The following is a 24,354-nucleotide window of genomic DNA, read 5'->3' as shown; positions in this document are numbered from 1 at the left end:
TTCAACCTAATGCGGCCGCGGGATAGGTGTAGGTGCTTGAAATGATGGATGACGTTTTGTTGGCAACGGAATTGCATGCGGCTTTTCCCATGCGGTTTACAAATCCCCGTCCCCGATGTCCCTATTTTTAGCCGGCATTTCGGTCCTGGCTGCGCTGCTGTCCGCCCTTGCAGCACTGGTCTCGGGGCCGAACGGCTTGTTATGGCACGGAATGCTGCGATGGGTCGGGCAAGCGACTTTCCGTCCGGCGCGGACTAACGAACGACTTACCCCGGGTCGCTTTTCCCGTCTGGCGCGGACAATGCCCTTCGTTCTGTTGGGAGCATCGGGCGGGTTCGCCGTAACAGCCGGCCTCATCGCGCTCCTCGGCGGCGCCACCCGCACCGTGACGCTGCCCTTCGGTCTGCCCTGGCTGAACTGGCACTTGGCGCTGGACCCGCTAGCCGGTTTCTTCTTTTGCGTGCTCGGCATTCCTCTGATCGCCGCCAGCTTGTTCGGTCCCGGTTACGTTCGGGAATTCGAGCACGGCAAACACAAGCTTTCGGTCCTCGGTCTTTTCACCGGGCTGTTCGTTGCCGGCATGGAACTGGTACTGCTCGCCAACGACGCCTTCCTATTCATGATTGCCTGGGAATTGATGTCGGTCGCTAGTTATTTTCTGGTCGCCTACCAGCACGAGCACGCGGCCCATCGCCGCGCAGCCTTTCTCTACTTGCTGATGGCGGAAATCGGGGCGATCGCGATCATTCTGGCTTTCGGCGTCCTCGCGGGATTTTCCGGTGGATTGACGTTCGAGGTTTTGCGCAGTGCGGCGCTGAACCCATTGTGGGCGAGCATCGCCTTCGCACTGGCGCTCGCAGGCTTCGGCATGAAGGCGGGGCTCGTCCCCCTGCATACGTGGCTGCCGGAAGCCCACCCGGCCGCGCCGTCTCACGTTTCCGCTTTGATGAGCGGGGTGATGCTGAAAATCGCGATCTACGGCTTCATCCGCTTCACCTTCGATTTACTGCCGTCTCTTTTGTGGCAATGGGGCGTGCTGGTCCTCCTGATCGGATCGGCGTCAGCCGTGCTCGGGATTCTTTATGCGTTGCAGCAGCAAAACCTGAAGCGGCTTCTCGCCTACTCGTCGGTGGAAAACGTCGGCATTATTTTCACCGCTTTGGGTCTTGCGCTGATTTTCCAAAGCAGCGGACAATCCCTATTGGGAACGCTGGGGCTGGTGGCGGCGTTACTGCATTCGCTCAACCATGCCTTGTTCAAGAGCCTTCTGTTTCTCGGCGCAGGCGCCATCCTGCATCAAACCCATGAACAGAGCCTTGAGAACATGGGCGGTCTCATCCACCGCATGCCGAAACTGGCGGCCTTGTTTTTGATCGGCACGCTGAGCATCTCCGCCCTGCCGCCTTTCAACGGCTTCGTTTCCGAATGGCTGATATTCCAAACGGCCTTGCAGGCCGGCAGCATCCAAAGCGGCATACTCCGCAGCCTGATTCCGACTGCCAGCGCGGTGTTGGCACTGACCTCCGCATTGGCGGCCACTTGTTTCGTCAAGGTGTATGGCGTGGCTTTCCTGGGGCTTCCCCGCTCCCGCCACATCGCTCGCGCCCGTGAGATCCGCCACCCCGGCATGCTGGCGGGGCCGGCTTTACTCGCCGCCTGCTGTGTGCTGTTCGGCGTTTTGCCGATGCCCCTCATCAACGCGCTAGGCGCTTTGACGCAATCCTTGACCGGATTTGTGCTGCCGAACATCTCGGCTCTCGGCTGGCTATGGCTGACGCCAGTGTCGCCGGAGGTGGCGGCGTATTCGCCGGCGCTAGTCCTCCTGGGCACCGTGGCGGTGGGCTGGCTATGCTATTACCTCCTTTACCGCCGCACCGGTCTTGAGCCGCGCCGGGCCGAACCCTGGGACTGCGGTTTCGGTGGATTGACTCCTCGTACCCAGTACACCTCAGGCTCATTCAGCATGCCGATACGCCGCATTTTCGAGCCGGTGTTCGATACCCGCGAGACGGTCGAAGAACAAACCGAAGGACCTGCGGGCACACGCGTGACGGGGCTTCGATATCAATTCCAGGTGTTGGATCGCGCCTGGGCGGTTCTGTACGAGCCGTCGGGACGGGCCGTCACCCGATTGGCCCGCTGGGTCGGGCGCGTGCAGACCGGCAATATCCGCACTTATCTCGGGTACGCTTTTTTTACCCTGATCATTCTGCTGTGGGTGGTGAGCTGATGGCCTGGTTGATGGCAATACTTCAGACTCTGCTTTTCATCGCCTTGGCGCCCTTGCTTTCCGGCTGGATCAAGCGGGTCAAGTGCCGGCTGCAAAACCGGAAGGCCCCTTCTCTGTTCCAGCCTTACCGGGATCTGCGGAAGCTCTACCGGAAGCAGCCCATCGTGCCGCATCCAGCCTCGTGGATCTTCCGTGCCGCCCCCTACATCGTCTTCGCATCCGCCGTGCTGGCGGCGGCCACTGTCCCCCTGGCGGCGATTCATTTGCCCACGGCGCGCATCGCCGATGTCATCGTGTTGGTGGGGTTTTTCGCCCTCGGCCGGATGTTCCTGGTGCTGGCCGGCATGGACGTCGGCACCGCCTTCGGCGGCATGGGTTCGTCGCGCGAGATGACGATTTCCTCTCTGGCCGAGCCCGCCATGCTCATGGCGGTGTTCACCCTGGCCATGAGCGCGCATACCACCAATCTGTCCCAAGCCGTGAACTTCGTGCTCGACACCGGACTGGTGCTGCGCCCGTCCTTCGTGTTCGCCCTCGGGGGGTTGATGCTGGTGGCGATCGCCGAGACCGGACGCATTCCCGTGGACAACCCTGCCACCCACCTGGAGCTGACCATGATCCACGAGGCCATGATCCTGGAATACAGCGGTCGCTGGCTAGCTCTGATCGAGTGGGCATCCCAGATCAAACTCATGCTCTATGGCGTTCTCATCGCCAACATCTTCTTTCCGTGGGGGATCGCCCAAACCTTCACTGTGAATGCGCTGGCATTAGGTCTCGGAGTGATTACCCTAAAGCTCGCCGTACTGGCGGTCATGCTGGCCGTTTCCGAGGTGCTGTTCGCCAAGATGCGTATTTTTCGGGTGCAGGAGTATTTGAGCTTCGCCTACCTTCTCAGCGTTCTCGGCATGCTCAGCCACATCATTCTGGAGGCCGCGCGCTAATGGATTTCGCCGAACTCAGCCTGTACAGCCAAGCTGTCCTGCTGCTGGCGGGACTCATCGCGCTGACCTCGTTCCTGATGCTCGGCCAGTCCCGATTGGTCAGACTGGTCCTGGTATTCGCCATCCAGGGCATCCTGCTCGCCGCGACCACGGCCATGGTCGCCGGCGTCCTGGATTTTCCCCATCTTTACATTTCGGCGGGTTTGAGCTTTCTGCTCAAAGGCATACTCATCCCTGTCATGCTGCACCGGATGATCTATCGCTTGGGACTGCACCGTGAACTCGACACGATCGAGCATCCGGCGAGGGTAATGATGGGCGGGGCATTCCTGGTGGTCTTCAGTTATTACGTGAGTCTTCCCGTCGTCGCCCATTCGCCCCTGGTGACGCTCAACGCCATTGCTGTGAGCCTGGCCGTCGTCCTCTTGGGCATGCTGCTGATGATCACCCGGCGGCAGGCGGTGGCTCATGTGGTCGGCTTCATGTCCATCGAGAACGGATTGTTCTTCGCGGCCGTGGTGTCCACCTACGGCATGCCGATGGTGGTGGAATTGGGGATCGCGGCCGATGTCCTGGTCGCCGCGGTCGTTTTCGGCGTGTTCTTCTTCCAGATCCGCGAGAGTATCGACTCTCTCGACGTGGATCGGCTCAGCAAGCTAACCGAGGTAGATAAGCCATGATCGCGGCCTATCTCGTTCTGGTGATTCCTCTGGCTGGCATGGCGATTCTCGGACTTCTGGCAGACAGCCGGCGGGCGGGACGCATCAATGTGCACTGTAATGCCTGGGCCTTGGCGGCTTCGATCTGGCTCGCCATCGACGTGCTGGTTCACGGCCCCCGATTGTCTTCGGGTCAGCTTCTCTACATCGACTCCTTCAACGTCTATCTGATCGTGCTTACCGCTTTCGTGGGGCTGACCACGTCCATCTTCTCCGGCCCCTACATGGCGCACGAACTGGAAACCGGGCGCGTCAACGTCAAGCGCCTGCGGCTGTACTATGCGATGTATCAGGGCTTCATGTTGGCCATGTACCTGGTGTTGACGACCAACAACATGGGCGTCCTCTGGGTGGCGATGGAAGGCGCGACCCTGGCCACGGTGCTGCTGGTCAGCCTGTACCGCACGCCCGAGTCGGTGGAAGCGGCCTGGAAGTATTTCATCCTGTGCGGCGTGGGGATTGCCCTCGCCCTGTTCGGCACGGTGCTGCTTTATTTCGCCGCCGAACAAAAACTGGGCATAGGCGGCAACGCGCTGCTATGGACGGTACTGCACGTGAACGCCGGCGCGCTCGAACCCAATATCATGAGACTGGCCTTCGTGTTCCTGCTGGTGGGTTACGGCACCAAAATCGGCCTCGTGCCCCTGCACAACTGGCTGCCGGATGCCCATTCCGAAGGCCCGACCCCGATGTCGGCCATCCTCTCGGGGCTATTGCTCAACGACGCCTTGTACGCGGTGGTGCGTTGCAAGATGCTGGTGGACGGCTCCCTCGGCACCCAGGTCGCCGGTTATCTGATGATGGGCTTCGGCCTCCTGTCCTTTCTGGTGGCGGCCCTGTTTCTGCACCGGCAGACCGACATCAAGCGCCTGTTCAGCTATTCCTCCATCGAGCACATGGGACTCATGACCTTCGCCTTCGGCATCGGCAGCCCTTGGGCCACCTTCGCCGCCCTGTTCCACATGACCACCCATTCGCTGACCAAATCGGCGATCTTCGTCACCGTGGGACATGCCGCCCAGCTCGCCGGCACCCAGCGCATGGACCGGATTCGCGGACTGATCCTGACCCAGCCCGCCATCGGCTGGGGGCTTCTTATCGGCACCGTGGCCATCGCCGGGTTTCCGCCCTTCGGCGTGTTCGCCAGCGAATTCCTGGTGCTCATCGCCACCATGCGCGATTACCCCTGGCTGACGCCTTTGCTTCTGATCGGCATCGGCGTCGCCTTTGCCGGCCTGTTCCGGCATTTGCAACTCATGGTCTACGGGGACGTCCCGGAGGGCCAAAAGCCCATCCCGGCCAATTTGTTGCCGGTAATGATCCACCTGGCTCTGGTGCTCTGGCTCGGACTATCCATTCCGGGCTTCTTGGGCGATTGGTTCAGCCAGGCCACTCAACTCATTTCAGGAGCATCACCCCTTTGAAACGGATTCCTCAGTCAATTCGAAGCAGTGTGACCGATCTCGCCGAGAACTGGCGAACCGATGCGGTCTCCGGCTTTCTGGTCTTCCTAATCGCCCTGCCTTTGTGCTTCGGCATCGCCATGGCTTCCGGATTTCCCCCGATGGCGGGTATCCTCAGCGCCGTTATCGGAGGCTTTGTCGTCTCCCGGATCGGCGGCGCCCGCCTGACGATCACGGGCCCTGCCGCCGGGCTGATCACCGTCTTGTTCACCGCGGTTCATACCCTGGGCGAAGGCGATCTCTTCGCCGGCTACCGCTACACCTTGGCCGCGATCGTCGTGGCGGGCATTCTGCAATTCCTACTGGGCATTTTCAGGGCGGGACGGCTGGCGACTTTCTTTCCGGCCGCCATTGCCCACGGTACGCTGGCCGCCATCGGCATCATGATTATCGCGAGGCAAATCCATATCCTGGTCGGCGCCGGACCCGCCGTCGAAACGCCTGTGCAGAGTCTGGCGCATATTCCCCAAAGCCTTCTTCATTACAATCCGGAAATCTTCCTGATCGGCGGCATCGGCCTTCTGATCATGTTTGCCTGGCCGCTGCTGGGAAACAAAGGTTTCGGCAGGGTTCCCGCGCCCATTCTGGTCGTTCTGAGCGGGTTCATACTGGGGCGGGCGTTCGATTTGAACCAGGCTGAGCTTTATCTCCTTTCCGAGGGTCCCGAAAATGAAGCCTGGCACCGGCATGTCTTTGTGAATACTCCGCAATTTCTCGCCGATATTCCGGATAGCTTCTTGGACAGCCTAGTCTTCGCCGATTTTTCAAAAATCGGGACGCTCGCCTTTTGGAATGCCGTTTTGAGTCTCTGGCTGATCGGCAGTCTCGAAACCTTGCTGGTCGCCTCCGCGGTGGATCGTCTCGATCCGGAGCACCGCCGCTCCGATCTCGATCGGGATCTTACCGCCATCGGCGTCGGCAACACGCTATCGGGATTGATCGGCGGCATGCCCATGATTGCCGAGATCGTCCGCAGCTCCGCCAACGTCGGTTATGGCGCGCGCAGCAGTTGGTCGAATTTCTTCCACGGCCTCTTTCTGCTGTTGTTCGTGGCCTTGTTCCCGCGTCTCATCCGCGATATTCCGCTGGCATCGCTGGCGGCTTTGCTGGTCTACGCCGGGTATCGACTCGCTTCGCCCAAGGCGTTCGCCAAGACGCTCGATATCGGCTTCGAACAGCTCGCGTTGTTCATCATTACCATCGTGGGCATTTTGACTACAGACCTCCTGATCGGGGTTGCCATCGGCATTGCGGCCAAGTTGCTGATACACCGCTGGCAAGGCGTGAAACTCGGGAATCTGTTCCAGCTCTCCTATCGGATCATGCGGGACACGAACGGCTTCCGGATCAAGCTCAACGGTGCGGCCATCTTTTCCAATTTTCTGGCCCTGAAGGATGAGCTGGCCGAACTGCCGGCCGGCGAAACCATCGTTTTCGATCTGACCTACGCCTCCCTGGTCGACCATACCGTCATGGAGTTCATCGAACACTTCCGTCACGACTATATTGCGGCAGGCGGCCGGTGCGAAGTTCATGGCCTGGAGCGATACGACGCCTATTCGGATCATCCGCTGGCGGCGCGCCGCCGCAAGCTATTCAACTGGAGAGCCGGCCGCGGTGAATCAGTCTAAGGAATTCGTCTCGAAGAATTCCGGCCGGCAGGAGTCGATCATTACGGAAAACCTCGACGCGCGTGCAATGCTCGATGCGGCCCTACGTTCGGAAGGCGTGAAAATCCTGCCGATCACGCCCAGTCCGTTGCTGCCGGCCGACTTGACCGAGATCGAAAGCGAAGACTGGGGCAAAACCGCGCAGCAAGCGAGCGCGCAGAACTGGCGCTGGGCCGGGGCATGGGCGGAAGACCGCGGCTCCGACCTGGCAATGAATGCCTGCCTCGAGAAGGAAGGGCGCTATCTGATCCTCCGAACCTATCTGCCGCCGGACGAGCCCAGCCTGCCTTCGCATGCGCCATATTACTGGGCGGCGGATCGGGCGGAGCGGCATATCCAGGATCTGTTCGGCATCCGTTTCATCGACCACCCGGACCCCAAGCGCTGGATTCGCCATCAGGCCTGGGACGAAAACGCCTATCCCTTGCGGAAAAACTTCCCGGCCGACGGACAACCGCCGCCTTCGACGCCACCGGACAGCAACTACCCTTTCCTCAAGGCCCATGGCGCGAGCGTCTACGAAATTCCGGTCGGCCCGGTCCATGCGGGAATCATCGAGCCCGGCCATTTCCGCTTCCAGGCGGTGGGGGAAACCATCCTGCACCTGGAGGAACGACTCGGTTATGTACACAAGGGCATCGAGAAAATCGCCGAAGGACGTGATCCGTCAGGACTCGTCAAGCTGGCCGGGCGAGTATCGGGCGATACGCCGGTCGGTCATAGCTGGACCGCCTGCATGGCGATGGAGCGCGCGGCCAAGGTCGAAATTCCCCTGCGCGCGGCTTATATCCGCGGCATCCTGGCGGAACGCGAGCGGGTGATCAATCATCTGTGGGACTTGGCTGCATTGTGCAACGACGTGGGATTCGCCGCGGGCTACTATCAGTTCGGCCGTTTGCGCGAGCTATGGCTTAGGGAAAATCGGGCGTTGTTCGGCCATCGTTTGATGATGAATACATTGGTTCCGGGCGGCGTATCCGTGGATGTCCCGCCGGATGCGGCTGGTCGCATGCAGGATTCGACTGCATCGCTGCGACGGGAACTGGACGAACTGCTGCCCATACTCGACGCCAACTCGTCGCTGGAAGACCGGTTCCTGACCACCGGCGTGCTGTCCGGCGAACTGGCTTCTGCTCTTGGCGCTTTGGGCTACCTGGGCCGGGCGAGCGGACAGCGGTTCGACGTGCGCCGCGATGTCCCCTACTCCCCTTACGAAAGTCTGAAGGTACGTGTGCCAGTGGAAGTCCAGGGTGATGTGGCCTCGAGATTCTGGGTCCGTTATAAGGAACTGCGCGCCGCACTGCGCTTGATCGAGCAAATGCTGGCCGGCCTCCCTTCCGGGGACCTTGTCTCGGAATGGCGAACACCGAAGGAAGGCGCCGAAGGCTTCGGTGCCGTGGAAGGCTGGCGAGGCGAAATTCTCTGCTACGTCCGTTTCGGCGCGGGCGGCCGCATAAGCCGCTATTACCCGCGCGATCCCAGCGTCATCAATTGGCCGGCCCTGGAAAAACTCGTGCTCGGCAACATCGTGCCGGATTTTCCGGTCTGCAATAAATCGGTCAACGGATCTTATTCCGGTCATGATCTTTGAGATAGGTATCAGCTTTGAGCCGTCAGCAGTCAGTTTTCAGCTGATGGCTGACGGCCACGGCTGATGGCTGACAGCTTTCTCCTGGAGGTTTCGATGTTACGACTGTATGGCAAAATTTTTCGAACCGGAGTGCTAACGGAGGGCATTCCGCCAGCCTCAAAAGACGATGCCGTCGAACGCGAGGGCGCCAGGCTCAAGGCAGTGATCGACAAACGTTTTCGGGGCAGCCTGTCCATCCGCCAGGTGGATGCCGGCTCCTGTAACGGCTGCGAATTGGAAATCCACGCCCTCAGCAATGTTTATTACGACGTTGAGCGTTTCGGCGTGCATTTCGTCGCTTCTCCGCGCCATGCCGATATCCTGATGGTGACGGGGCCGGTCTCGCGCCATATGGAAGCCGCTTTGAAACGAACCTACGAGGCGACGGCCGATCCCAAATGGGTGATCGCCGTGGGCGACTGCGGGGTCTGCGGCGGCGAGTTCGGCGTGTCCTATGCCAGTTGCGGCGCGGTTTCCAATGTAATCCCGGTGGATCTCGCCATTGCCGGGTGTCCGCCGACCCCGATCGATTTGCTGCGCGGTTTGTTATCCTTATTATCGGATTCCGTAACGAACCAAGCGCACGGATAACGACTCGAAAAGGAAGGGTTCCGAATCATGCCGCTGTCGTCATGAGCTTACTGGGCAATATTATTTGGCTGATCTTCGGTGGTTTGATCACCGGGTTGGGATATGTGATCGGGGGAATAGGCCTCTGCCTTACCCTGATCGGCATACCCTTCGGCGTTCAGTCGATCAAGCTCGGGTTTGCCGTATTCGCGCCGTTCGGCAAAGAGGTGGTGGAACTCGACGGCGCGAACAACCCTTTGCGGATCATCTTCAACCTGATCTGGCTGCTACTTTTCGGCTGGGAAATTGCGCTCGCGCACCTTGTCAGCGCGGCCGTACTGGCCGTCACCATCATCGGCATTCCTTTCGCCTTGCAGCACATCAAGCTGATTCCGTTATCGCTGTTTCCCTTCGGACGGGACTTCCGGCCGATTCAGTCCTAGAGCATTTTCCGATTCGGTGTCAGAGAGCCCGATAGGTAGGTCGGCAATCCCTTCCCAATCGCAAACGGTCGCTTTAGTCGCGACCCTTCCAATCGCAAACGGTCGCTTTAGTCGCGACCCTTCCAATCGCAAACGGTCGCTTTAGTCGCGACCCTTCCAATCGCAAAACGGCCGTCCTGGGAGCGCCAGGACGCCCCTTCCAACAAAATCCTTTGCCGAGCCGATACGTCGGCAAGGGATTGCCGACCTACGTTCTTCCCACCCGACACGAAGCCGTACGCCGAGATGAAAAACGCTCTAGCCTGCCGTGAATCTAGCGCCCCTCAGGCTCGAAGTCAGAGCGGGCGTTACGCGGTATTCGAACGGACTGCATCGACCTCGTCGGCATCGTCGAAAAAACGCGGCAGGTGTATCGAAAACTCCGAACCCCGGCCGGGGCCGGCACTATGGGCCTCGACTTCTCCCCCATGCATCTCCACCAATCGCTTGACCAAAGTGAGCCCAATGCCCAAGCCGCCTTGAGCGTGCGCAAGACTTTGATCGGCCTGGCTAAAAAGGTCGAAGACATGAGGCAGAAGCTCTTCCGGTATGCCGACGCCGTTATCCCTGACGCGGATGCTCACGCGGGACTCAGACGCTTCGACCGCCAGCCATATCTTTCCGCCTACATCCGTATATTTGGCGGCATTATTGAGCAGATTCGAAATGACCTGCGCCAATCGTACCCGGTCGCCTTTAACCTGGAGATGACGGTCCGGCATCGTCACCAGGAGATCATGATCGCGCGCTTCGATCAGAGGCCGGCTGGCCTCGACGGCTTGATCGATGACCGTCGCGAGATCCAGAGTCGTCGGGTGCAGGCTGATCTTTCCCTGAACGATGCGGGACACGTCGAGCAAGTCGTCGACCAGCCGAGCCAGATGATCGACTTGGCGATCGATGATGTCGCGCGCCCATCGAAGCCTCGTCTCGTCCGGCTCGAGTTTTCGCATGACCTGCACGGCATTCCGGATGGGTGCTAGCGGATTCCTGAGTTCATGGCCCAGCATCGCGAGAAATTCGTCTTTGCGGCGGTTGGCGTCACGCAACGCCTCTTCGGATCGGGCGAGTTTTTCGGTGCGCTCTCTCACCCGCTGTTCCAGTTTTTCGCAAGACTCCTGCAACTCGCGCTGCACCCTTCGTCTTTCCGCGATCTGACCGGACAATTCCTGATTGACCGCCTTTTGCCGATCCCTTGCCGAAGTGAGATCGCTCAAAAGGTCCAGATTATCGAAACGAAGCCGCAAGGATTCCGCCACGGTCGCGTACAAGCGCTCGGAAATCATCCACATCATGGCTACGAAGAGCACTAACATCGCTCCCATCGCGATATGGACATCTCCGCCGTGGCGTAGTATCTGCGCCGTATACGGAAGCAGTGCCGGCAGCAGAAAGACCAGAAAAGCGTGACGGAACGAAGATAAGGTCGACATCGCTCCCGCGACCATTCCGCCGAGCACGAAACCGAGAAATATCTGGTGCACATAACTGTGCTCGACGAAAAGGAAAAATCCTGCCAAGCCCCACAGCGCCCCGTTGGCGGCGACGCCGAGCAAGAAAAATCGGGCCCAGCGAGGTGCATCGGTGCTCGTCGGATTAGCTTGCGCATAGGCGCGGAGCAGGCCGTAACGAACCAACACGAGAGCGCCGACGGCCAATAGCCAAGCGATTGCCAACGGTCGGGAAACCTCTCGCCAGAGAATGAGGACCAGGATCGCGACGTTGGCCGCCGTGGCGATCAAAGCCGACGGAAGCTGTTGATACAGAAGCTTGATCTGCGACGCTCGCATTTCATCCGCATGGATGGAATTTCTCTCCTTCCCAGCGAGACGGGAGCGACGGAAGCGATCAGGAATTCTCATACCCGATATCCGAATTGGACTTTAAGCACGCCTGCACCGGTCACCGCAAAATCTCGAGCGAACAGAAGGCTGGTCCACCATTCTCGAAGCCGCCCTCGCCAGAGGGGTACACGTGTTACCGCTCGCCGACGATTTCCGCATGGCGACTCCCTCGCAGCACTGTGTCAATGCAATCCGGTCTGAAAGAGCGAGGGCAGAGCGAACATCGATCGGTGGCAACTCCGGACGGTGGAAATTCTCGAACGGATTCCAATAAGACACCTTGGGGTCTCGAAAAATCCAGCAAAGAGTGCACCACAACGGCGTATCCCGAGAGGATACTCTACCTTCGCGACGTTCGCGCGATCAATCCAGCCGCTTCTTGAATCGCAGCATGGCGACGCCCAGGGTGATGAGCATGAACGCCATCAAAGCCCACATTTCGGACAGCAGTTCCGACAATTCCGCGCCGCGCAGCATGATACCCCGGATCAGCCGGACGAAATGGGTCAGCGGAAGCAATTCGGCAATATATTGTGCCGCCCTGGGCATGCCGTCGAAGGGAAACATGAAGCCCGAAATAAGTATCGAGGGCAAGAAAAAGAAAAAAGTGGTCTGCATCGCCTGAAACTGCGTCCGGGCCAGTGTCGAAATCACCAATCCCATCGTTAAGTTGGCCGCGATAAACACCAATGCGGCCAGATAAATATCGATCATCCGGCCTTGAATCGGCACGTGGAACAGCAGAACTCCGAGCAAAAGTATCAGGCTCACTTGGATCAATCCGATGATGACGTAGGGAATGATCTTCCCCACCATGAGCTCAAGATTTCTTACCGGCGTATTGATGAGCAGTTCGAGATTGCCGCGCTCACGCTCCCGCACGATGGCCACCGCGGTGAACAGCACCATGGTCATCGTCAGAATGACTCCCATCAAGCCGGGCACGATATTGACGGCCGAGCGCCGTTCCGGGTTGTAATAATTGCGGATCTCGAACAAAGGCACATCGGTGGTCTGCCTGGGCGCCGTATCGTAGCGCAAGCTCATTCCGGTAAGCTGACGCGCGGCAGCCAGGATCAGAGGGTCGGACCCGTCTATCATGAGCTGGGCGGCCGGTCTGTCACGCCTTGCCAGACGCTGCCCGAAATCCGAAGGAATGAAAATCCCGACCGAGATTTCACCTCGCCGAAGCAGGGTTTCCAATTGTTCCGGCGTTTCTACCCGCCGGGTAATGTCGACGACTTGAGATGCTTGCGCGTCGGCGGCCAGAATGCGGGAAAACTGCGTGTTGGCGTGATCGGCCACGCCGGCGCTCAAATGGCGCACATCGGTATTGATGGCGAAACCGAACAGCGTGATCTGCAACAGCGGAATGCCGACGATCATGCCGAACGTCAGCCGGTCGCGCCTGAGCTGGCGGACCTCCTTCCGCAGGATGGCAAAAAGTCGCAGCAGACCTTTCACGCTTGCGCTTTGAGATAGCGGCCTTGGGTGGCGGCGACGAAGACGTCTTCGAGGTTCGGGTGGGTCAACCGGGCATCGAATTGAAGCCGCTGCCCGATGAGACCCGTACGGATTAGCGCCAGCGGATCGGCAACGGATCGGTCTAGCAGCACCCGCAGGCGCATGCCGAGCTGGGTCACGCTGAGCACGCCGGGCAAATCCGTCAGCAGCCGCCGCACGGTCCTCGAATCGCCGGTTTCCATTTCCACGACGCTGGCGTCGATGCGCCTTTCCAACTCCTGCGGCGCGCCATCCGCGACCACCCGACCGCGGTCCAGGATTGCGAGGCCATGGCAGCGCTCCGCTTCGTCCATGTAGTGGGTGGACACCAAAATCGTCGTCCCCTTGTCGCAAAGCTCGAACAGGCTTTCCCAGAAATCGCGCCGGCTCTGCGGATCGACCGCGCTGGTCGGTTCGTCCAAAAACAGCAGTTCCGGCTCGTGCACCGTCACCGCCGCTAGCGCGAGGCGTTGCTTTTGGCCTCCGCTGAGTGTCCCGGCCCGCTGCCGCTCACGGTCCGCGAGATTGTATTTATCGAGCAATTGGCCGATGCGCTGCCGGGCGGACCTACGCGGCAGGCTGTAGACATCGGCCATGAACTCCAGGTTTTCCCGGACCGTGAGATCTTCGTAAAGCGAGAAACGCTGGGTCATGTAGCCGATTTTTCGCTTGATGGCTTCGGCTTCGCCGGGAATACGATGCCCCAAGACTTCGGCCTCACCCTCCGACGGCGTCAGCAGACCGCACAGCATGCGGATCGTGGTCGATTTGCCGGAGCCGTTCGGTCCGAGAAATCCGTAGATCGTGGCGCGGGAAATGGCGAGATCGACGTGATCGACGGCGATGACGGTACCGAAACGGCGCGTCAGCCCGCGCGCCGTGATCGCATAGTCGCCGCTCATGGCCGCTCGGACCGCCCAACGGCCGAGAGTTCAGCCTCGACCGGAAGCCCGGCCGGCACGTTTCGGACCGTTTCGCTCAGATAGATTTTCGCGACATAGCTTAGACGCCGCCGGTCGCGCTCGGTCAGGGCGAAGAAGGGCGTAAAGACGGGATCCGAACTCACCATGCGAACGGTGCCTTGAAACGGCTCGGCGACACCGTCCAGCCAAACCCGGGCGGCGTCTCCGGGCATGACGGATACACGGATCGGTTCCGGAATGTAGACCCGTGCATAGGGCGCAGCACCGGAGAGCAGCACGGCCAGCACCGCGCCGACTTGCGGCTGATTTCCGAGCTTGAGCGGCAGGCTGTCAAGACGCCCCGCCACAGGCGCCCGCACGGTCAGGCGTTCCAGATTGGTTTCGGCGACTTGCACGGCCGCCTCGGCGGAGGCCAGCGCCTGGCGCGCCTGCTCCACTTCTTCCACACGGGTGCCGGCTTTGAGCTCCTCGAGTACGGCCGAAGCCGAGTCGCGCTCGGCAAGAGCGGCTTTAAACTCCCGTCTTGCCCGGTCCACCTCGTCCGGACTGATGAGCTTACGGGGCAGCAACTCGTTCACCCGCTCGAATTCGCGACGGCGTACTTCGTACACCTGATGCGCGCCTTCGAACCGCGCCTCCGCCTCCCGGATGCGCTCGATCCGGGGTCCCCTTTCCAGTTCCTGCAACCGGGCGGCAGCCCGATCCCGCGCCGCCGCCGCCTCGTTCAGCCGAGCCTGTTGCCGTGCCGGATCGAGGCGCACCAGAACTTGCCCCGATTCGACCCAGTCGCCTTCTTCGGCCGGAATTTCGACGATAGGCTCCGATACTTCGGCAATCAACTCCACTCGATCCCATTCCAGAATGCCGACCACGCGGCGGCTCGATTGGTCCTGTCCGCAACCGAGAAGCAGCAGCGCCGCCGCAAGGACTGAAGCATTGTAAATTGGGCGTATCATTCGCTCATGGTAACCGCTTTCGGCCATGTTCAGCCATCGAGCAAGATCGAAAGCGAATCGGAAGCCGACAGCTCTCCCGTTTCCCCGGTCTAAGCCGTATCATTCCACCATCATCGACATAAGGCTCGACCACGATGCGCGAACACACACCAAACACCGTCTACCTCAAAGACTACACGCCGCCGGACTATCTCATCGAAACCGTCGATCTTTTTTTCGAATTGGACGAGGAAAATACTCGCGTCACCGCCAAGCTTCGGGTGCGGCGGAATCCGGAATCGCCGCGCGAGCACCGGGAACTCGAACTGAACGGCGAACAGCTCTTGCTCGAATCGATCCGGCTGAACGGCCGCAATTTAAGCGCCCCCGAGTATCGTCTGACCGAAGAGACCCTGGTTCTCCCCAGCGTTCCGGACCGTCCGTTCGATCTCGAGATCGTCACCCGCATCAACCCCAAAGCGAACACCGCCTTGGAAGGGCTTTATCTCTCCAAGGACATGCTCTGCACTCAGTGCGAAGCCCAAGGGTTCAGGAAGATCACGTATTTCCCCGACCGCCCGGACGTAATGGCCAAATACACGACGACCCTGGTGGCGGACAAATCGCGTTATCCGGTGCTACTGTCCAACGGCAACCGCATCGCGACCGGCGAGCTGAAGAACGGCCGCCATTGGGTGAAATGGGAGGACCCCTTCAAGAAACCATCCTATCTGTTCGCGCTGGTCGCGGGACGGCTGGAATGCCTCGAAGACCGCTATGTAACGGGCTCCGGCAAGGAAGTCACCTTGCAGATCTTCGTCGAAAAGCACGACCTCGACAAATGCGATCACGCCATGCAGTCCCTCAAGAATGCGATGCGCTGGGACGAGGAGACCTACGGGCGGGAATACGACCTGGACCTGTACATGATCGTGGCGGTAGGTCACTTCAACATGGGCGCCATGGAAAACAAGGGGCTCAACATCTTCAACACCAAGTACGTCCTGGCCCGGCCGGACACCGCTACGGACGCCGACTACGAGCATATCGAGGGCGTCATCGGCCATGAGTATTTCCATAACTGGACCGGCAACCGCATCACCTGCCGGGATTGGTTCCAGCTCAGCCTCAAGGAAGGCTTGACCGTGTTCCGCGACCAGGAGTTCAGCGCCGACCGGACTTCCCGAGCCGTCAAACGCATCGACGAGGTCAACATGCTGCGCACCCGGCAATTCGCAGAGGACGCGGGCCCCCTCGCCCATCCCGTGCGACCCGAGTCGTATATCGAAATCAATAATTTCTACACCTTGACCGTCTACGAAAAAGGCGCCGAAGTGGTCCGCATGATCCAAACGCTGCTCGGCAAGGACGGGTTCCGCAAAGGCACGGATCTCTATTTCCAGCGCCATGACGGACAAGCGGTGACCTGCGACGACTTCGTCAGGTGCATGGAGGACGGCAACGGCGTCGATCTCACGCAGTTCCGCCGCTGGTACAGCCAGGCCGGAACGCCCGAAGTGCGTATCGCCGCCGATTACGATGCGGAAACCCAAGCTCTCAATCTTACCGTGAGGCAAAGCTGCCCGCCCACGCCGGGCCAACCGGTAAAGACCCCGTTCCACATTCCTTTGGCAATAGGCCTGCTGGCGCCGGACGGCACGGAGCTGCCCTTGCAGCTCGAGGGCGAATCCGAGCCGCATCGGCAGAAAACCCGGGTGCTGGACGTAAAGGAATCCGAACAGCGCTTCCGCTTCGTCGGTCTGCCGGAAAAACCCGTGGTCTCTGCCCTGCGAGGATTTTCCGCACCGGTCCGGCTGCATCTGAAACGCGGCTACCAGGAACTCGCTTTCCTTTTCTCCCGCGATCCCGATCCTTTCAACCGCTGGGACGCCGGACAACAGTTGGCCACCCAGGTGATCCTCGATCTCGTCGGCCAATTCTCCAAGGGAGAGACGCCGGAAACCGTCGATAGCCATCTCACCGAGGCCTATCGGCAGGTGATTTCCGATCACTGGCCCGATTTGTCCTATCTGGCGTTGCTATTGACCCTGCCGTCCGAGGAATACATCAGCGCATCGATGAAGGTGATCGATCCCGATGCCGTTCACCAAGCCCGGCAAACCGTAAAACGGGCGCTGGCTCGCACCTTGGAACAGGAATTCCGCCGCCTGTATCAGACACATCATCTCGACGAGGCCGTCGGCCGGCGCCGGCTGAAGAACGTCTGTCTCGCTTACCTAGGAGAGCTGGAGACCGAAGAAGCTTATCGCCTCAGCGTCCGGCAGTTCCGCGATGCGCGCACGATGACCGATCAAATCTCGGCGTTATCGACGATCGTGAACAGCCGCAATCCGGAAAAAACCGATTGTCTGGCCGAGTTCTACGAGCATTGGCGGGAAGAAGACCTGGTGATCGACAAGTGGTTTACCCTGCAGGCCACCTGCCGTCTACCTGGAACATTGGATCGGGTCAAAGAATTGCTTTCGCATCCCGCTTTCGACTTGAAAACCCCAAACCGGGTTCGTTCGCTGATTGGCGCGTTTTCCCAGGCCAACCCGGTCAATTTCCACGTCCGCGACGGCGCGGGCTACGCGTTTCTCGCCGACCATGTCATCGCCTTGAATGCCTTGAATCCGCAAGTGGCCGCCCGAATGCTGACGGCCTTGACGCCATGGCGGCGCTACGACACGGCGCGGCAGCAATCGATGCGCCAGCAACTTCAGCGGATCGCCGGAATCGAGAATGTTTCGAAGGATGTCTACGAGGTAGCGATGAAGAGTCTGTCCTGAGCAGTCCGACAGATAATCCGGAGGAAAAAGCACTAAAAAAGCGTTGCGCTTGAAATGAGCATCGAGGTCTCGTATACCGGTTGCGGTTGCAAGGCCCCTTGCAGCTCGTTTTTCGACTGCTCAAAAACTAGCAACGTAGAATGGGCACGGTTAACCGCTCATCCTACGTTGCATTTGGCTGCCTAATACGCTTGGTGATAGGGTCGGGACCGGTAAAGCAGCTCGTGCCGGCTTTTATCGGTAAGAGGAGTTGGTGGAATCCTCGGCTATGGCCTTGGCGGCCGTGGCGTATTTTTCGTGCTCGCTTCCTTTGACCATCACCAAAGTGATCGCGACTGCAATGATGACACCGCCAATGTAGAACCAGAAGTAGTCTTTCTCTTTTTCCATTACGGCTTCCTCAGAATAGTTTGTTGCGAATGATTGTTTTTATTACTGCGCCGGAATTGGCGCGCGGGTATACAGTAACCAATGGAAATTCTGCGTTTCTTGATTTAAATCAAAAAAGGCCGAGATTGGCGGAGGCCCGTCGCAGTACACGTCCGCGCCATGTCGCTTTTTCCGGTACGCCGGCATTCCTAGGCGATCTGCAAACCGTAATGCAACCATGACGCCGTACCGCACCAAGCCTCTTCCGATCGAAGGACTGCCGCCCGGCATCCCTTACATCATCGGCAACGAGGCGGCCGAGCGATTCAGCTATTACGGCATGCGTGCGGTGCTGGTGGTGTTCATGAGCCAACACCTGATGAGCCCCGCGGGTTATCCCGATCCTATGAGCGAAGAGGAAGCCAAGGCCTATTTTCACTTGTTCGTCTCGGCCACTTATTTCACCCCGATCCTGGGGGCGCTGCTCGCCGACGGGTGGCTCGGAAAATACCGCACCATCATCGTGCTGTCGCTGGTTTATTGCTTGGGGCACTTGGCCCTCGCACTGGACGACACCCGCACCGGGCTCCTGATCGGACAAAGCTTGATCGCATTGGGCGCGGGCGGCATCAAGCCTTGCGTTTCCGCCCACGTCGGCGATCAATTCGCGAAAACCAACCGGCATTTGCTCAGCCGGGTTTATAGCTGGTTTTATTTCGCCCTCAATTTCGGCGCATTCACATCGATGCTGGTGACACCTTGGTTGCTGGAGCACTACGGTGCCTCGACAGCGTTCGCGCTGCCGGGAGTCCTGATGCTCATTGCTACGGTCATTTTTTGGTCGGGCCGTTACCGCTTCGCCCATATTCCTGCCGGCGGGGTCGCTTTCTTGCAGGGAATATTGAGTCATGAGAGTTGGCGGATCCTTGCCCGGCTCGGCGTCATCTATGCGTTCGTAGCGATGTTTTGGGCACTGTTCGATCAGACCGGTTCGTCTTGGGTGCTACAGGCCCAGAAGATGGATCAGACATTTCTGGGCTACCGGATTCTGCCCTCGCAGATCCAGGCAGCCAATCCGTTGCTCATCATGATTCTGACGCCGCTTTTTTACTACGGCATTTATCCGAGCCTGGAACGTCGCATGCGTGTCACGGCGCTGAGGAAAATCGGCGCGGGCATGTTGCTGGCGGCTTTTTCATTCGCATTCGCGGCTTGGATTCAGCGTGCGTTGGATGCCGGCGTTTCCCTGTCCATCGGTTGGCAGCTGCTCAATTATGTCGTTCTGACCGCATCGGAAGTCATGGTGTCGATCACCTGTCTGGAGTTCTCCTACACTCAGGCTCCGCCAGCCATGAAATCCTTCGTGATGTCCTTTTTCATGCTCTCCGTCGCCGCCGGAAATCTTTTCACCAGCACGGTCAACTTTTTCATTCAGAATCCCGATGGTACTTCGAAACTGGCCGGAGCCGATTATTTCTGGTTTTTCTCGCTGCTGATGCTCGCCACTGCGATCATGTTCGCCGCCGCGAGCCGCCACTATCCCGAAACAGCTAGAATGGCGGATGTTTGACGTTCCGAATTTTCGGCCGGAGACAAGAAGCTTTGCGCTAGGTTCATGTCGCTCAAAACTTACTTAACCAAGCTATTTAGTCTATTTTTCGCTATAAACCCACGCCCATACGGATGAAGTGCCCAAAATGACAGCCGAGATCATCTCTCCTCAACCCGTTGCGGTAGCGCGACAAGCATTACGACGCCTGACGGAATCGGGTTTGCCGCCAACCCCGGATCATTATGCGGAGCATTATTATCTGATCGCCGGGGAATTGAGCGGACAAAAGCCGGAGCCATCGCCGGGTGAATCGACACCCGAGGCCGAAGTAACCGCCGCCGTCGACACGATCTTGCAGATTCTTACCGACACGACATTCGGTCTCGCCGCTGAGTTGGGGACGTTCGATGGCCACTTTCAGAAGCTTTTCAACGAGAAGAGTGCCGATACGCAAGACTTTTCGGTGGAGCAGGCGCTTAGCCAAATCATGAAGACGCTCTCCCAGCTCAGGCAAAGAGTCGCCGACTCCCAGGCCGAGTTACGGGAAACCCAGCAATTGCTCCAACGCGTCCAGGATGAAATAAAGGAAAGCCGAAGCTTGAGCCGAATCGATCCGCTGACGGGCATTTTGAACCGGCGCGGTCTCGACATCGTCCTGACTCGCGAATTCACGCGAAGCCGGCGTCAGAAAGATCAGATATCGATCGGCCTGATCGATATCGACTTGCTCGGCCAGATCAATGACGCCCATGGTCGTGACGCCGGCGATCAGGCGCTGACCCATTTGGTCACGGCAGCCCGCGGGCTGTTGCGAACGCAGGATATTTTCGCTCGCTTCGGCGATGAGGAATTCGTCGCCGTTTTCCCGGGCGGCAACGCCTCGGGAGCCACATTCGCTCTTGACCGTCTCCGTACCTTGCTGGACCGGATTCCATTGCGATACAACGGCAAAGCCATCCCGGTGAAAATCAGCGCAGGCGTTGCAGAAATGCATCCCAGCGACACCCTATCCGATCTGATGCAACGAGCCGAACGCTGCCTCCTCAAAGCGAAAGACAGCGGACGCAATTTGGTCATCAACGAGACCGACTTAGGCTGAGACTTGAACCCGGAAACGGCGCCGCGAGCCCCGGTCGGAACACCGGCTCAACCGGTACAGTCGAGCACGATAACGCGTTCTGGAGCTTCGAGGCTATTTCGCCGGACTGCAAGACTCAATGGCATCTCCTCGTCTTTCTCATGCGATCGGGTTCGATGATGCGCCTTTCGACCGGCATCATCGGGGCGATGTCATGATCGTAGGCGCCTTCTACGCGGGCTCTCGTCTTGACGGCGTCCTCTCGGGAAAAGTGCGCCGGGACGGTGCGAACGCGACTCGGATATTGGCTCAACTGATTACGGGTTCTCGCTTTTATCCCCATCTTCAGGCCGTTTTGCTTCAGGGAATCGCTTTCGCCGGATTCAATGTCGTCGACATACACCGGTTGCAGAAAACACTGGAACGGCCGGTGCTCGTCGTAGCCCGCCATCTCCCGAATCTCGATAAAATCCGCGATGCCTTGCTCGATCATGTTCGGGGCGGACAACGAAAATGGCGGCTTATCGAACGGGCCGGACCGATGGAGCCCATCGCCGGAGTTTACGTTCAGCGTGCCGGCTTGTCGGTAAGGGAAACCGAAGCTCTAATCCGGCTGCATGCCGTTCATGGCCGGCTGCCGGAGCCTTTGCGCACCGCTCACATCATCGCCGGCGGCATCTCCCGGGGCGAGAGTACCCATCGCGCCTGAACATCCGAGGCCCCCTGCCCTCGTGACTATTTCTTGATCTGCCCGGAGAATTTATCCGAATGCTGAATCTCAACAGGGGACCGGAGGCCAAATGAATACCTTTTTTGTTCGGGCGCTGCTAGTTTCGATGGCAATGACGGCCTTAACCGGTTGTACTTCGCTGAGCCTGGGCGGAACCGACCGGCCCATGGCGTTTCACGATACCCGCCTGCAATATGCCCTTCTGACGGACGATCGGGAAAAGCTCAGAAGGGATTTCGACATGTTTACCGAACCGACCTTCACCGAGCGCGCGGTGGCGGGCTTGGTGCTGCCTTTCGGCGCCGCCATAGAGACCCTGTTCTGGCCGGTTTCCTACGGCATTACAACCTATCTCGACGAGTACGATCCACGCCGATGACACCGGCAGGACTTTCCCACAGGAGGGATGTCATGAAAGCGATGGTCCTCGAACGAATTTCCAAGCTGGCCGAGAATCCGGCGCCGCTGGCCCTGGCGGATTGGCCAAAACCGGTTCCGCATTCCGACGAGTTGCTGATCAAAGTCTCCGCCTGCGGCGTCTGCCATACCGAATTGGACGAGATCGAAGGCCGCACGCCCCCGCCCCGGCTACCGGTGATCCTAGGGCATCAGGTCGTAGGCCGAGTGGACGAACTCGGGTCTTCGGCCACCGGTTTTTCCGTCGGCGATCGCGTAGGCGTCGCCTGGATTCACTCGGCCTGCGGAATCTGCGCCTATTGCCGGGCAGGAAACGAAAATCTTTGCGAGCAATTCGAAGCCACCGGGCGTGACGCCCATGGCGGCTACGCGGAATACATGACGGCACAGGCAGAGTTCGTGTTCGCCATTCCCGACGCGTTCTCCGACGTCGAGGCCGCGCCCTTGCTGTGTGCCGGCGCGATCGGCTATCGCTCGCTCAAACTGACGGAACTCAAAGATGGCGAGATCCTGGGGCTTACCGGATTCGGCGCGTCGGCCCATCTGGTCCTGATGATGGTCCGCCACCGTTATCCGGGAACGCAGGTATTCGTGTTCGCCAGAAATCCGGAGGAACGCGCCTTTGCCCTGGAGTTGGGCGCGGCATGGGCCGGCGACACCGACGACGAGCCTCCGGCAAAACTGGACGCCATCATCGATACCACGCCGGTTTGGAAGCCCGTGGTCGAATCCCTGAGGCATCTCGCCCCCGGCGGAAGGCTGGTCATCAATGCGATCCGCAAGGAGGATGCCGATAAGGATTCTCTGCTACGGCTGGAGTATCCGAGCCATCTGTGGATGGAAAAGGAAATCAAGAGCGTGGCGAACGTCGCCCGAAGCGACGTCGGCGATTTTCTGGCCTTGGCCGCCGAGATTCCCATTCGCCCCGAAGTCGAAGAATACGCGCTGGAAGATGCCAATCGCGCGCTGCTCGACCTCAAAATGCGCCGGATTCGTGGAGCGAAAGTGCTGCGGGTGGCGTGAAAAGCGCCATGGACAGTCCGCACGCTAGTCCGCGGCGATCACATCCCGACAGCCTGCCTGTAGCAATAATCGAACAGCAATTGCCATTCCCGCAGTTGAATCTTTCGGCACAGGTTTTCGGCTCGGCTTTTTCCCGTTCGGCTGGCCTCGCAAAGATCGACGAACCGATGCGGGTCCCAGCGCTTCTGCTCGAGCAAGAATCGCGTCTCGGGAAGGGGCGAATCTCGCTCCGCGAGATTTTTTGCAGCCTCGCATAAATCCGGAAAAACCGGATGTTGTCCTACCCGATCGAACCAATACTTGCTGTTCCAGCTATCCGGCTCTCGGCGGTGCATGATGCCGTGCCAATAGCTGCCGGTGGAGGTAGAGACGGATTGACTGATGCGATGACTCTCTTCGAGATAGTCGTGATAAAGCCACAAGCCGGCGAGACAGCATTTGGCCATGCCGACATCTTTTACCGGGCGAGGAAGAAATGCCTGCTCGACCGACAATGCCTGAAGCAAGGGAAAAGCCTTATCGTTAGGCGTACCCGGACCGAGCGAATTCAATCGCTCTTGGTCTAACAAGGGCTGAAAAACCGGGCCGTATTGCGCTGGATCGAACATAGACGGACTCCTTGGCAGTTCATTGCAGAATAAATGATCCGTTAGAAGCACCGCAACGTTTCGTCAGCTTGCCGGTTAAGACGAACGGAATGGAGAAGCGCCGGGTGGGAAACACGGCCCAAGACCGTGCTTCCTCGGCTTTGGATAAGTTATTCGATGACGGGAACCTTATAGGCCAGTGCGCCTATGGGACCGGTCTTACCCTTGAAATTGGCGTGGCACATTACACACTTTTCCATCACGACCGGGACTCCTGTGGCCATATAAAGATAGCGCTTGTCGCCTTCCTTGATCACCCGCGTATAGTATTCGTCACCGGACAATAGCTTTTCCTTCGCCGTCTCTTCGAAATTTCCCGTCGGACGGTTTTCTTCGGGATTGGTCAGTTGATCCGTCAATCCGATCAGGCGGGCCTCATGAAACCCGTTCTTCTTCATTTCCGCGAACAACAGCTTCGACGCCGTTGCTGCCGAAATGGAGGACGGATTTTCCACATAATGCTCGGTAATCAGCACGACCGCGGTCTTGTACAACGCATCGAGCATTTTGACCTGGTCGATTGTGCGTGCGACAGCCGGATCTTCGTTGGCACCCGCGGTACCCGCCACAGCGGCCAATAGCAAAGCAGAGAGCGAACACTTGAGTCTCATTTGGTTTTTCCTCTTTTTCTTTCTATGGGATGTGTGGAATTTAAGTCGCCGGACATGCGTGCTACACGCATCATCCGTCGGACAGCTTCCCGGCCATGACGGGAAAGCATCCGCCTTTCATTTTGGTTTTCGGTCGATACAGTGTCAAATCGTTTTGACAGATCATGTCTGATTAGAGACGCACGTCAGGGTTTTCAGGCCGATAGTTTGTGTTTCGCAAATCGG

At 59.0% G+C, this 24,354-nt stretch carries 21 protein-coding genes; 14 read left to right on the top strand and 7 right to left on the bottom strand.

Translation table 11 applies throughout. The features are described from left to right. Positions 1-115: 115 nt before the first annotated feature. The 8 genes from hyfB to ACWJJK_RS08425 all read left to right on the top strand — a co-directional run bounded on the left by hyfB (position 116) and on the right by ACWJJK_RS08425 (position 9,669). On the top strand, positions 116-2,230 hold the full coding sequence (gene hyfB, locus ACWJJK_RS08460; RefSeq protein WP_156880018.1) for a hydrogenase 4 subunit B: 2,115 nt from the start codon (positions 116-118) through the stop codon (positions 2,228-2,230). Next, positions 2,230-3,174 carry an NADH-quinone oxidoreductase subunit H gene (locus ACWJJK_RS08455; protein WP_156880019.1) on the top strand — a complete coding sequence of 315 codons (945 nt, stop codon included), beginning with the start codon at positions 2,230-2,232 and terminating at the stop codon, positions 3,172-3,174. Before hyfB ends, ACWJJK_RS08455 begins: the two co-directional genes overlap by 1 nt. Next, positions 3,174-3,854 carry a formate hydrogenlyase gene (locus tag ACWJJK_RS08450; protein ID WP_086134527.1) on the top strand — a complete coding sequence of 227 codons (681 nt, stop codon included), beginning with the start codon at positions 3,174-3,176 and terminating at the stop codon, positions 3,852-3,854. Before ACWJJK_RS08455 ends, ACWJJK_RS08450 begins: the two co-directional genes overlap by 1 nt. Then, the gene (locus tag ACWJJK_RS08445) at positions 3,851-5,317 is read left to right on the top strand and encodes a hydrogenase 4 subunit F (protein ID WP_077730503.1); all 1,467 of its coding nucleotides are present in this window, start codon (positions 3,851-3,853) and stop codon (positions 5,315-5,317) included. The genes ACWJJK_RS08450 and ACWJJK_RS08445 overlap by 4 nt, the downstream gene beginning before the upstream one ends. A gap of 29 nt (positions 5,318-5,346) precedes the next feature. Further along, on the top strand, positions 5,347-6,987 hold the full coding sequence (locus ACWJJK_RS08440) for a SulP family inorganic anion transporter (protein WP_240507017.1): 1,641 nt from the start codon (positions 5,347-5,349) through the stop codon (positions 6,985-6,987). Then, a complete protein-coding gene (locus tag ACWJJK_RS08435) occupies positions 6,974-8,617 on the top strand; it encodes a hydrogenase large subunit (protein WP_454128856.1) in 1,644 nt (547 codons plus the stop codon). The genes ACWJJK_RS08440 and ACWJJK_RS08435 overlap by 14 nt, the downstream gene beginning before the upstream one ends. A 93-nt stretch (positions 8,618-8,710) precedes the next feature. Beyond that, positions 8,711-9,247, top strand: a complete 537-nt coding sequence (locus ACWJJK_RS08430) for an NADH-quinone oxidoreductase subunit NuoB (RefSeq protein ID WP_156880021.1) — start codon at positions 8,711-8,713, stop codon at positions 9,245-9,247. A gap of 41 nt (positions 9,248-9,288) precedes the next feature. After that, positions 9,289-9,669, top strand: a complete 381-nt coding sequence (locus ACWJJK_RS08425) for a YccF domain-containing protein (RefSeq protein ID WP_133716450.1) — start codon at positions 9,289-9,291, stop codon at positions 9,667-9,669. A 347-nt stretch (positions 9,670-10,016) separates the two neighbouring features. On the opposite strand, the gene ACWJJK_RS08420 is transcribed toward ACWJJK_RS08425, so the two are convergent. From ACWJJK_RS08420 to ACWJJK_RS08405, 4 genes are all read right to left on the bottom strand, one after another. Further along, positions 10,017-11,570 carry a sensor histidine kinase gene (locus ACWJJK_RS08420; RefSeq protein WP_156880022.1) on the bottom strand — a complete coding sequence of 518 codons (1,554 nt, stop codon included), beginning with the start codon at positions 11,568-11,570 and terminating at the stop codon, positions 10,017-10,019. A 345-nt stretch (positions 11,571-11,915) separates the two neighbouring features. After that, positions 11,916-13,016, bottom strand: coding sequence for an ABC transporter permease (locus ACWJJK_RS08415; RefSeq protein WP_077730500.1), 1,101 nt, complete (start codon positions 13,014-13,016; stop codon positions 11,916-11,918). Then, positions 13,013-13,957, bottom strand: coding sequence for an ABC transporter ATP-binding protein (locus tag ACWJJK_RS08410; RefSeq protein ID WP_156880023.1), 945 nt, complete (start codon positions 13,955-13,957; stop codon positions 13,013-13,015). The genes ACWJJK_RS08415 and ACWJJK_RS08410 overlap by 4 nt, the downstream gene beginning before the upstream one ends. Then, positions 13,954-14,934 carry an HlyD family efflux transporter periplasmic adaptor subunit gene (locus ACWJJK_RS08405; protein ID WP_166642471.1) on the bottom strand — a complete coding sequence of 327 codons (981 nt, stop codon included), beginning with the start codon at positions 14,932-14,934 and terminating at the stop codon, positions 13,954-13,956. Before ACWJJK_RS08405 ends, ACWJJK_RS08410 begins: the two co-directional genes overlap by 4 nt. Before the next feature lie 134 nt (positions 14,935-15,068). Between ACWJJK_RS08405 and pepN the strand changes: the two genes are divergently transcribed. After that, positions 15,069-17,702, top strand: a complete 2,634-nt coding sequence (gene pepN, locus ACWJJK_RS08400) for an aminopeptidase N (RefSeq protein ID WP_156880024.1) — start codon at positions 15,069-15,071, stop codon at positions 17,700-17,702. A 234-nt stretch (positions 17,703-17,936) separates the two neighbouring features. Here the strand turns inward: pepN and ACWJJK_RS08395 are convergent, their stop codons facing one another. After that, complete coding sequence (locus ACWJJK_RS08395) at positions 17,937-18,092, bottom strand: hypothetical protein (RefSeq protein WP_454128855.1); 156 nt, start codon at positions 18,090-18,092, stop codon at positions 17,937-17,939. Positions 18,093-18,309: 217 nt separating this feature from the next. Here ACWJJK_RS08395 and ACWJJK_RS08390 point away from each other — a divergent pair, with 217 nt between their 5' ends. From ACWJJK_RS08390 to ACWJJK_RS08370, 5 genes are all read left to right on the top strand, one after another. Then, the gene (locus tag ACWJJK_RS08390; RefSeq protein ID WP_156880025.1) at positions 18,310-19,641 is read left to right on the top strand and encodes a POT family MFS transporter; all 1,332 of its coding nucleotides are present in this window, start codon (positions 18,310-18,312) and stop codon (positions 19,639-19,641) included. Between the two features lie 127 nt (positions 19,642-19,768). Beyond that, the gene (locus ACWJJK_RS08385) at positions 19,769-20,722 is read left to right on the top strand and encodes a GGDEF domain-containing protein (protein ID WP_454128854.1); all 954 of its coding nucleotides are present in this window, start codon (positions 19,769-19,771) and stop codon (positions 20,720-20,722) included. 118 nt (positions 20,723-20,840) lie between these two features. Then, on the top strand, positions 20,841-21,410 hold the full coding sequence (locus tag ACWJJK_RS08380; RefSeq protein ID WP_454128853.1) for an endonuclease dU: 570 nt from the start codon (positions 20,841-20,843) through the stop codon (positions 21,408-21,410). 91 nt (positions 21,411-21,501) lie between these two features. Next, a complete protein-coding gene (locus ACWJJK_RS08375) occupies positions 21,502-21,810 on the top strand; it encodes a hypothetical protein (RefSeq protein ID WP_347257820.1) in 309 nt (102 codons plus the stop codon). Positions 21,811-21,842: 32 nt separating this feature from the next. Then, positions 21,843-22,871: a zinc-dependent alcohol dehydrogenase family protein gene (locus ACWJJK_RS08370; protein ID WP_434113173.1), complete on the top strand. Its 1,029-nt coding sequence runs from the start codon at positions 21,843-21,845 to the stop codon at positions 22,869-22,871. Between the two features lie 38 nt (positions 22,872-22,909). Here the strand turns inward: ACWJJK_RS08370 and ACWJJK_RS08365 are convergent, their stop codons facing one another. Then, positions 22,910-23,479, bottom strand: a complete 570-nt coding sequence (locus ACWJJK_RS08365; RefSeq protein WP_434113175.1) for a hypothetical protein — start codon at positions 23,477-23,479, stop codon at positions 22,910-22,912. A gap of 149 nt (positions 23,480-23,628) precedes the next feature. Then, positions 23,629-24,129: a c-type heme family protein gene (locus ACWJJK_RS08360; RefSeq protein WP_077730491.1), complete on the bottom strand. Its 501-nt coding sequence runs from the start codon at positions 24,127-24,129 to the stop codon at positions 23,629-23,631. Positions 24,130-24,354: the final 225 nt, after the last annotated feature.

The organism is Methylocaldum gracile (assembly GCF_053646815.1).
The sequence above is the reverse complement of the archived record's forward strand: the minus strand, read 5'-3'. Positions and strand labels throughout refer to the sequence as shown.